The 9,769-nt window shown below is 34.4% G+C and carries 11 protein-coding genes; 10 read left to right on the forward strand and 1 reads right to left on the reverse strand.

Annotation, left to right across the window (positions count from 1 at the left end; translation table 11 throughout):
- The first annotated feature begins 429 nt into the window (after positions 1-429).
- From AACU95_RS12710 to AACU95_RS12750, 9 genes are all read left to right on the forward strand, one after another.
- The gene (locus tag AACU95_RS12710; protein WP_004245713.1) at positions 430-993 is read left to right on the forward strand and encodes a fimbrial protein; all 564 of its coding nucleotides are present in this window, start codon (positions 430-432) and stop codon (positions 991-993) included.
- Positions 994-1,086: 93 nt separating this feature from the next.
- Positions 1,087-1,785 (forward strand): fimbrial biogenesis chaperone, encoded by a 699-nt coding sequence (locus tag AACU95_RS12715; RefSeq protein WP_004249271.1) that lies wholly within the window; start codon positions 1,087-1,089, stop codon positions 1,783-1,785.
- Positions 1,763-2,338, forward strand: a complete 576-nt coding sequence (locus AACU95_RS12720) for a fimbrial protein (protein WP_004245711.1) — start codon at positions 1,763-1,765, stop codon at positions 2,336-2,338. Before AACU95_RS12715 ends, AACU95_RS12720 begins: the two co-directional genes overlap by 23 nt.
- Positions 2,339-2,340: 2 nt before the next feature.
- Positions 2,341-2,898, forward strand: a complete 558-nt coding sequence (locus AACU95_RS12725; protein WP_004245710.1) for a fimbrial protein — start codon at positions 2,341-2,343, stop codon at positions 2,896-2,898.
- Between the two features lie 7 nt (positions 2,899-2,905).
- Entirely contained in the window at positions 2,906-3,622 is a 717-nt protein-coding gene (locus AACU95_RS12730; RefSeq protein WP_012368423.1) for a fimbrial biogenesis chaperone, read from the forward strand.
- A 4-nt stretch (positions 3,623-3,626) separates the two neighbouring features.
- Positions 3,627-4,442: a fimbrial biogenesis chaperone gene (locus AACU95_RS12735; protein ID WP_004249275.1), complete on the forward strand. Its 816-nt coding sequence runs from the start codon at positions 3,627-3,629 to the stop codon at positions 4,440-4,442.
- 43 nt (positions 4,443-4,485) lie between these two features.
- On the forward strand, positions 4,486-7,029 hold the full coding sequence (locus AACU95_RS12740; protein ID WP_141192302.1) for a fimbria/pilus outer membrane usher protein: 2,544 nt from the start codon (positions 4,486-4,488) through the stop codon (positions 7,027-7,029).
- A 291-nt stretch (positions 7,030-7,320) separates the two neighbouring features.
- The gene (locus tag AACU95_RS12745; protein ID WP_155116706.1) at positions 7,321-7,488 is read left to right on the forward strand and encodes a hypothetical protein; all 168 of its coding nucleotides are present in this window, start codon (positions 7,321-7,323) and stop codon (positions 7,486-7,488) included.
- A 7-nt stretch (positions 7,489-7,495) separates the two neighbouring features.
- A complete protein-coding gene (locus AACU95_RS12750; protein ID WP_017628523.1) occupies positions 7,496-7,726 on the forward strand; it encodes a hypothetical protein in 231 nt (76 codons plus the stop codon).
- A 157-nt stretch (positions 7,727-7,883) separates the two neighbouring features.
- On the opposite strand, the gene epmB is transcribed toward AACU95_RS12750, so the two are convergent.
- A complete protein-coding gene (gene epmB, locus AACU95_RS12755; RefSeq protein WP_049218695.1) occupies positions 7,884-8,912 on the reverse strand; it encodes an EF-P beta-lysylation protein EpmB in 1,029 nt (342 codons plus the stop codon).
- Positions 8,913-8,955: 43 nt separating this feature from the next.
- Between epmB and efp the strand changes: the two genes are divergently transcribed.
- Entirely contained in the window at positions 8,956-9,522 is a 567-nt protein-coding gene (gene efp / locus AACU95_RS12760) for an elongation factor P (RefSeq protein WP_004245698.1), read from the forward strand.
- Positions 9,523-9,769: the final 247 nt, after the last annotated feature.

A 9,769-nucleotide genomic window follows, 5' to 3' on the forward strand; every position in this document is an offset into this window, starting at 1 on the left:
CTTTCCCCAACTCAGAGAATATACTGATTTAAGAATTAATATTTCTCATTAAATTTTTAACTTGGCTTAAAATAATATTTTAATATGGTGAGATTTAATTATGTGATTTAAATAACTCCGCTGTTTTTTCAAAAAATATATTATGCTTACTTTATACAGTGAGTGAGTATATATATATTTGATGTTTCTGTGATTTCAATGTTTATTTTTGTCATTTTTCTGATGAGCTAAAAATAAATACTGAGAAATGCAACATTATATGATGTTATTTTTGATGTAAAGTTAGTTTTATTAATGGGTTATAAACAATCGTTGTAAGGATCAATATCATTTATATAGTAAGGATCACATGTTGGCTTAGTACAATACGTTGGGTCTAAATTATTACGATATTGATAATTTTTAGATTATTTTATAAGAGAAGTTAATATGAAATTCAATAAATTAGGCGTAATGGTTGCTGGTGCACTTCTTATGGGTTCTTTATCAACTCAAGTTATGGCCGCTAAAAACGCAGACGTTACATTTTCTGCACGTTTAGTTGCAGCAACTTGTGATATCAGCGCAAGCCAAGATCGTGTTGATTTAGGTACTTATGCAACTACTGATATTCAAAATATTAACCAAGCTGTATCTGAAAAAGATTTCAACTTAGTGTTAAACAACTGTACTAAGATTGGTAAACCAGCTGAAGGTGAAGATCCTGCTGTAACTGTATCTAATATTGAATTATTAGCAAGCGGTAATGGCCTAGTTGGTAATGAGCAATTATTTGCTAGCGCTGGTGCAACTCAAGCTGGTATCAAGTTAACTGCAATGAACTCTGTAGTACTGAAACCAAATGAGTCAACAGAACTGCAAAACTTAAAAGCAGAAGGTGAAGGTAACCTGATTATTCCTATGAAAGCAGGTTTATTTGCTACAGAAACTGGTGACTCACTGAAAGCACAAGATATTAATGTTCCAGTAACCTTTAGTGTTGCTTATAACTAATATTAGTATGTTATGGGAAAGGAATTTATTCCTTTTCCATAATTTTGTTTTACTACCAATAGTAAAGTTGCAGTGCAATAAGGTGATAGGCAGATGGTAAACAAAATACGCTTTTTTCAATATATTTCGTTGTGTGTTTTAGGAGTATTATTTTTATCATTTCAGGTTCAAGCCGGTGTCGGTTTAAGCCAGACTCGTATTATTATTAATGGGGATACTAATACAGCCTCTATTAGCGCTAGAAATAATAATGCACAACCTTATTTAGTCTCTAACTTTATAACCGAAAAACTGGATACCTCATCACCACCTTTGAGCGGTATGTTTGTTATTACTCCAAACATTTTCAGGTTAGCTCCGGAAAGTGAAAATACAATAAAAATTCAAATAATACCAACAAATCTTCCTAAAGATAGAGAATCACTTTATTACTTCCACTCGCGAAATATCCCATCAACAAATAAAAATGAAGATGGGATAAAAATAGCGATGGAAAATATTATCAAGGTATTTTATCGCCCTATTAATTTAGCGATAAACCCAAAAGAAGCCGGTGATAAATTAGTTGTAAAAGCAACGCCTAATGGGATCAGTATTGAGAACCCTACGCCTTATTATATTAATCTTTTTAAGATTACCGTTAAAAATGAAACGATAAAATTAAATAAAATTAATAATATGATAGAACCATTTTCTTCTAAAAACTATGTGGTAAGTAATAAAACAGGTGCTGTTAATATTCATATTATCAACGATTTAGGCGGAGAAAGTGTCTACAATAAAAAACTTTAAAAGAACAGTATTGTTAGCGATGATGGTGTATGCAGTAAACTGTCAATCCGCAAATAATGGTACTCTCAACTTTTCTGCTAATGTAACACGTGGCACTTGTGAATTTAGCGATAGTAATGAGCTGAGTAAACATGTCTCATTTGAACAGTTTTTTACTATTGGTGATGCAGAAGACACACCAATAAAGGCGCCTATTAAAGGGAGTCTCGGCACTAAGCAATTTACTTATCTTATCGATTGTAAAGAGTATGAACCTGATAGTGAGAAAAAAATCACGATTAATGTAAAAACAGGCGCGAATACTGAATATTCAGATCAGGTTTTTTATGGAAAAGGCGATACGACCCAAACCGGTTTTTTAGTAAAAGGCTGTCTTGAAGGTGAAAATGCGAGTTGCCAAATTCTAGAAAACAATAAAAAGTTATCTTTTTCTTCTCACTCTAATTCAGCGATAAGTATTAACTACATCGTCGATTTTGTTAGACGTAACAATAATAAAATGACACCTGGTGATTCAACGGCGACTATTTTATTTGAATATATTCAGGATTAATTATGCAGACAAAAAAAGTGTCAATATTAATAGTTAGTCTTTGTTTATTATTGACGAGTTGGGCTTCAGTTGCAGCGCAATCAGTGAAATATAATTTTTCAGTCGTTTTTCTCGCTAAAACGTGTGAAATTGTTGTTCCAGATAATATTACTTTCACTAGTGGTGAAGGGGCTAGTTCTGTTAGTGCTAATGACATAAAAAATAATAAAATTAGTCAACAGATCCCTATCTCGTTAACTAATTGCTCAACAAGTTCTTTAAGTGGAACGAGCGTTTATATATCTCAAGGTGTTACTTTAACCGGAACTCGAGATTTTTTTAATAACAATGTTTCTGGGTCATTTGGTGTTCAACTTACAGACGACAGTGGTAGTAAAACATATAAAGTAAATAATAGCTCTGTTTTTAAACCTTCTGATGATTCTGTTGTGTGGGATAATATAACCTCAGAAAGCTCGACTAAATCATTAACAGCAAAGTTGCGTTGTCAAAAAGAGGGATGTACTCCAGAGGTTGGCCCTTTTACGGCAACAGTAGTGCTTAGCTTTTTTTCTGATTGATTAAAATATGAATATATTAAAAACGATTTCATTACTTTTTAGCTGTTTTATTTTTTCTGCATCATATAGTTATGCAGGGCTATCTTTGTCACAAAGTCGCATTATATTTTCTGAGGGAGATAAAAGTCAAAGTGTACAAATAAATAATGATACAGATAATCTTTATTTATCTCAAAATATGATAACGGCTGATTTAGATGGCAAAAAAGATGAACATTTTATTGTATTGCCACCGTTAAAACGATTAGAGCCTCAGTCATCGGTTTCTATAAAAATTTTACCACGCTCTTTAGATACATTGCCAAGTGATCGGGAATCACTCTTTTTTTTCACTGCATATTTGATACCTGAAACAAAAAGAGGGCAACAAAATAATAGTGGTGATTTATCACTAAAAATTAATATGGTAACAAAAATTATCATAAAAGGATTTTATCGACCAAATGAATTAGCCATAACATCACTAGATAGTCATGCTAAGAAGATAACCTTTAAAAAAGTAGGTAATAATGTGCAAGTCAATAACCCAACACCTTATTATTTTACAGTATCAAATTTAAAATTCGATGGCAAAAGTTATCAATCAGCAAATGCACCTATGGTTGCGCCATTTTCGTCACTCAATTTAGCTATAGATAAATCAATTAAACAGGTTAGTTGGCAATATATTGATGATTTTGGTGGATTATCAAATACATTTGAAAATAAAATAATTGTGGAGTGACTAAATGTTATCTTTTTTAAGAGGTAGAAAAAAAAATATTATCCAGATAGTCATATTCTGCCTATTTTTTCTATCTTATTCAGTCACATCGAAAGCAGTTGAAAAAATAGAAAACGATACTGTGGATCTAACAGATTTCGGGAAAAATGGTTTTTCTTTTGTAGTAAAAAGATATATCTATCTGGAAAGTGATATAAAAGGTATCTCTATCTCTTTAAAAAATAATAACAATAGTGCTTATTTAATTAATAGCTCTATTTTATTTAATGATGATGATAAAAATGTACCTATAGTGAATAAAGATCGTGAAAGAACACCTTTTATGATTTTACCACCTTTGTATCGTTTAGAACCCTCTAGTGAATATAGCTGGAATATTCGTCGTATTAGTGAAGGTTCTAATGATATGGCGTTACCAAAAGACAGAGAAAGCTTATTTTGGATTGCATTTAGAGCAGTTCCTCTTAAGGATAGTAAAATTGAGGAAAAGAAATCTGTGTCACTAACGATAACACCTACTTTCTTCTTCAAATTAATTTATAGACCTGAGTCAATAATGGCATTGGAAAATAAAGATGTTATTGATGATGTTATTGTTGAAAAGGTAAATGAGAACATAGTTATAAATAATAAATCACCACTTTATATGACTTTTGAATATTTAAAAGTGGGCGAGGTTGAAATAAAAAATGATGGTAGAGCAATAACGGTAAAACCATTCTCTACAGTATCAGTTGAAGCACCTAAAAATGTTCAAGGAAAGCTGAGTTGGAGATTCAATGATGAAAATTTCTTTATAATAAAAGATAAAGAATATTAACTTAACAATAATTCTTATTTATGGGTGGTCTTTGGGGTGGTTTATGAAACCTATGTTGCATAAAATTCTTTGTATCAATCTTTGTGTTTTATCTGTGGCAATGCCGAAAATCGCATTGTCTGATAATTACTTTGATCCGAATCTTTTACTAAATAATAACGACAATATTGATTTAAGTAATTTCAGCAAAGAAGACTACATTGCACCAGGAGACTATAGTTTAAGCGTTTTTGTTAATACTGAGCCATTAGGTGAAAAGACAATTTTATTTAAAGCAAACAAAGAAGGTAAAGTTGTCCCAGTTGTTACAATCAAATATTTGAAGCTATTTGGGGTTAATGTTTCAGCGATAAGTAAGCTAAGTGATCTACCCGAAGATACAGAAATTGATAATATAGAAGCGTATATTCCTAATTCAAGGCTAACCTTTAATATTAATAAATTAACATTAAATGCATCTTTTCCCCAAGTTAATATGGATAAGAGCTTTCAAGGTGAAATTCCCGCAGAATTATTAGATGATGGCGTGAGTGCTGTTATCCTTAATTATATGGCTAACTTTATTAAAAATAGAACGACAGGTGATTATTCAAGCCATAATAACAACTTTTTCTTGAATCTTAATGGTGGTGTAAATATAGGCCCTTGGCGTTTAAGAACAAATTATTCTTATAATAATTCGAGTGGTTCAGATCAGCGTTCTTCAAGTGATTCTGAATTTAGTAATACCTATGTAATGCGAAATATCGCTTATTTAAAATCAATGCTGAAAATTGGTGAAATTACCACTGGAGGGAATATTTTTTCAAGTATTCCGATAAAGGGGATTTCTTTAGCCACTAACCAACAAATGTTACCAAGTAGTATGCGTGGATATGCTCCTGTGGTAAGAGGTTTTGCCAACAGCAATGCAACCGTTACCATTCGTCAAAATGGTCAAATTATCTATAAATCTTTTGTTGCTCCTGGGAATTTTATTATTAATGATATTTCCGCCGGCGGTATTGGTGGGGACCTTGAAATAACCATTGAAGAAGAAGATGGCTCTAAACGTGTATATACACAAGCCTATTCATCGCTGCCTATCATGTTGCGTGAAGGGCAATTTGAGTATGAGTTTAGTGCGGGGCAATATGATGGTGGTATCACGACAGATTCCAAAAAAAGTAAATTTGCTTTAGGAACGTTTAGTTATGGTATCAATAACTCAATCACTGCATACGGTGGTTTATTAATTGCCAATGGTTATACCTCTGGTGTTATCGGTTCGGGTGTTTCTCTTGGGTTATTAGGTGCCTTATCTGCGGACGTCACTCTCGCCAGAGCTAATTTGGATAAAACTTATCACGGTCAATCATATCGGGTTCGTTATTCTAAGAGTTTATTATCTACAGGGACTTCGTTTGATTTAACCGCATTACGTTATTCAACTAAAGATTACTATGACTTTAGTGATTACAATAACTCAGGTTATGAATTGCGAGAAGGTATTGCACCTTGGTTAAGCCAACGTCAGAAATCTAGTTTTCAAACTTCAATTTCACAATCATTAGGAAAATACGGTTCCATGTATCTTCGTGGTGAAACCAGCCGTTATTGGGGGAATAGCCGTGTTAATAATAGTGTCACATTAGGCTATAACACTGTTCTGAAAGGTATTGCATTTAATATAGATTATTCTATTTCTCGCCTAAAAAGTGATGACAATACATGGCCAGAAAATAGACAAATTAATTTTAATATGAATATGCCACTGAGTGTGTTCTCAAATGCAAGTGGCTTGCAAAATATGAATGCAAGCTATCTTCTGACACATAGCAATGATGGAAGAACTTCGCAACAAGCCGGTTTAAATGGCTCTGCATTTGATAATCAACTCTCTTATGGTATCTACCAGAATACAGATAACAAGGCAGATAGTTATAGTGGCAATATGAATATGAGTTATTCAGGAAGTAAAGGAACGCTTTCTGGGGGTTATAGCTATGGGAAAAATAGAAATAGCTTTAATGGTAGCCTTATTGGTGGTGTTGTTCTGCACTCAAAAGGAGTGACATTATCAAGGATGTTAGGTGACAGTATTGCCATAGTGAGCGCAGATAAAGCAAAGGGCGCAGAAATCAATGGAAATGTGAAAATAGATACATTTGGTAATGCCATTGTCCCTCAATTAAGTCCTTATGATACAAACAGTATTAGCGTAAATGTCAGCACATTACCTGATGATGTGACACTTAATGAAACGTCAATGAAAGTCTATCCAACCGAAGGGGCTATTTTAGCAAGACAATTTCAAACTAAAGTGGGTTATCAGGTTATTTTTGATATAAAAACAGCGGAAAATATAGCGATACCTTTTGGTGCAATGGCTTCTTTGACAGATGAAAAAGATAAACAGGTAAATACCGGTATTATTGATGCCTATCAATCTCTTTATATGAGTGGGTTACCCAATGATGGGAATGTCGTGGTGACTTGGAATAACAATACGGGCAAACATTCATGTCAATTTAGTTATTCAGAGCTTGAAAAGATTGAAGTATCACAACAAAACCCAATAAGAATGGTGACCGTTAATTGTCAATAATTTTTATAATTATTAAGTTAAACAAGGTGATAACCAGCAATGCTGTTATGTAAAGGCAAAAAGTAATGACGTTCCCGCAAATAAAAAAATGTATGGTTACTTTCTATTGGCACTATCAGTGGATATTCAGTTTACGCTATTGGTGCGTTAGAGCCGGGAAATTATAGTCTAGCCAGAGATCATTCTTTGCAATTTAATGTAGCTATTAGTTCTGGATTTTCAATTGATGCTAGGCCTTATTTTTTAGATTCTAGTGCAAAGATAACAGTCCATACATTAAAAGCCTGCGATGTGACGCCACAAACAGCAACATCGATTAATTACCGTAGTCAAATAGCACAAAATTTTGCTACACCGACTAAACTCGATGAGAATATTGCCAGTATAAATGTTGATTGTCCCTATGCTGGGAATGTACATATCACATTAAGACCGTTTAATACCTTAGTCGGCAAGTAATACGGGAATGGAATTAACCGGCACTAAAGCGCAGGAAAGCGGTTATGTGGTGACTTCGCTAACTAGCCAACAACAAAATACTATTTGTGAACCTAATTCCAGTGATGCGTTAAGTTATGTCGGTAGTAATAAATTAGTTAATGCTATATGCCTAAAGTTTTTAATCAAACGTTATATTTTAATCTTTGTGCAAATAGTAATATTCCCGCAGATAGATACTCGGGCAGTGTCGATGTAGCGATTTTAGTCGAGTAATATGCATTAACGTAATATTGGGCAAATAAGAACGCGATCATTCTTATTTGCTTTTTATGAGGTACTACTATTTTTACCGGATAGGCCTATTGTCTAGGCCAAATAACGGTATTCAATGTTATTTTATAAGTTCCTATCCACTATACTTGTCGTAAGCCTAAATCAAGCAAGGTTTTGCTTGGCTCTCCTCCAATTTCACGCGTGAGTTTAGGAACCATATAGCCAGAGACAAGACTCATTAATGATTTCATTATTTCGCGCGCTTCACTGTCAGGTACCATAAAATGAGCCGCTCCCTGTACTTTATCTAGCACATGAAGGTAATAAGGCATAATGCCTGCGTCAAATAGTGCACGACTTAAATCAGCAAGGGTTTGGGCATTGTCGTTAACCCCTCGCAGTAATACCCCTTGGTTTAATAGCGTAACATGGGCATTTTTTAGTTTTAAGCAAGCTTCTCTTAACGCATCATCAATTTCATTTGCATGATTGATATGCAATACCATAATATTTTGTAAACGTGACTGCTGTAAGCGCTGACATAACGTATGAGTAATACGCGCAGGGATCACCACGGGTAAACGAGAGTGAATACGTAAACGTTTAATGTGGGGGATGGCTTCTAGCTGAGTAATTAACCAATCTAGCTCGTCATCTTTGGCCATCAGCGGATCGCCACCCGAAAAGATGATTTCATCGAGTTTTGGGTTATTTTTGATATACTCTATTGCCTTTTGCCAGTTAGCTTTGTTTCCCTTGTTATCTTCGTAAGGAAAGTGGCGTCGGAAACAGTAACGGCAATTGACAGCGCAACCACCTTTGACCAAAAGCAATGCACGATTCTGATATTTATGTAATAAACCCGGCACCGCATTTTGTTGCTCATCTAATGGATCCGTAGAGAATCCCGGCGTTAGGGTAAATTCAGCATGTGCAGTTAATACTTGTAAAAGTAATGGATCGTTAGGATCGCCTTTTTTCATGCGCGCAACGAATTCACGGGGAACCCGTAAAGGAAAAAGTCGTCTCGCCTGAGCACCCCGTTGTAGTTCAGCGTGATGTTCCAGCGCTAAAAGTTGGAGTAATTCAACAGGATCACTGATTGCCTGCGCGAGTTGTGTTAACCAGACTTCTCTGGTGGTGTGATTATGAGTTACAATGTGTGCCATTTTTGGCTATGCCATTTTAAATTAAAAAAGTTAGAGGATATTCATGGCTTCTTATAATACCAACGATTTTCGTTCAGGTCTTAAAATCATGTTAGATGGCGAGCCAGCCGTCATTACTGAATGTGAATTTGTGAAACCAGGTAAAGGTCAGGCATTTGCTCGTGTGCGTCTGCGTAAACTGATTTCTAACAAATTACTGGAAAAAACCTTCAAATCTACTGATTCTGCTGAGGGTGCAGATGTCATGGATATCAACTTAACTTACCTGTACAACGATGGTGAGTTCTGGCATTTCATGAACAACGAAACCTTTGAACAATTAGCTGCAGACGAAAAAGCGGTTGGCGAAAATGCTAAATGGTTGATTGACCAAGCAGAGTGTATCGTTACACTGTGGGATAATCGTCCTATTGCTGTTGTTCCACCAAACTTTGTTGAGTTAGAAATCGTTGATACCGATCCAGGTCTGAAAGGGGATACTGCGGGTACAGGCGGTAAACCAGCAACATTAAGCACTGGCGCTGTGGTTAAAGTACCTCTGTTCGTACAAATCGGTGAAGTGATTAAAGTGGATACGCGTTCTGGTGAATATGTATCACGCGTAAAATAATCATCGCGATTATTTTACCGAACGTTTATACCAATATAAAATACCACATATGCTCTCTTGATTGTGGTATTTTTATTTTATACGCAAAAAATTTGATAAATATAACAAATTATCTTTAAAAAAATTGATTAATTTACTTTAATACGGTGTTTTATAAAATCGTTATATAGATAAGTGATATAATATAAAATCAATATATTATTTCATTCTTTATTTATGCCAAAACAGCATGAGCAATGCCAGATTG

The organism is Proteus sp. G4415 (assembly GCF_963896075.1).
In the GTDB taxonomy this organism is placed as follows: Bacteria; Pseudomonadota; Gammaproteobacteria; order Enterobacterales; family Enterobacteriaceae; genus Proteus; species Proteus mirabilis.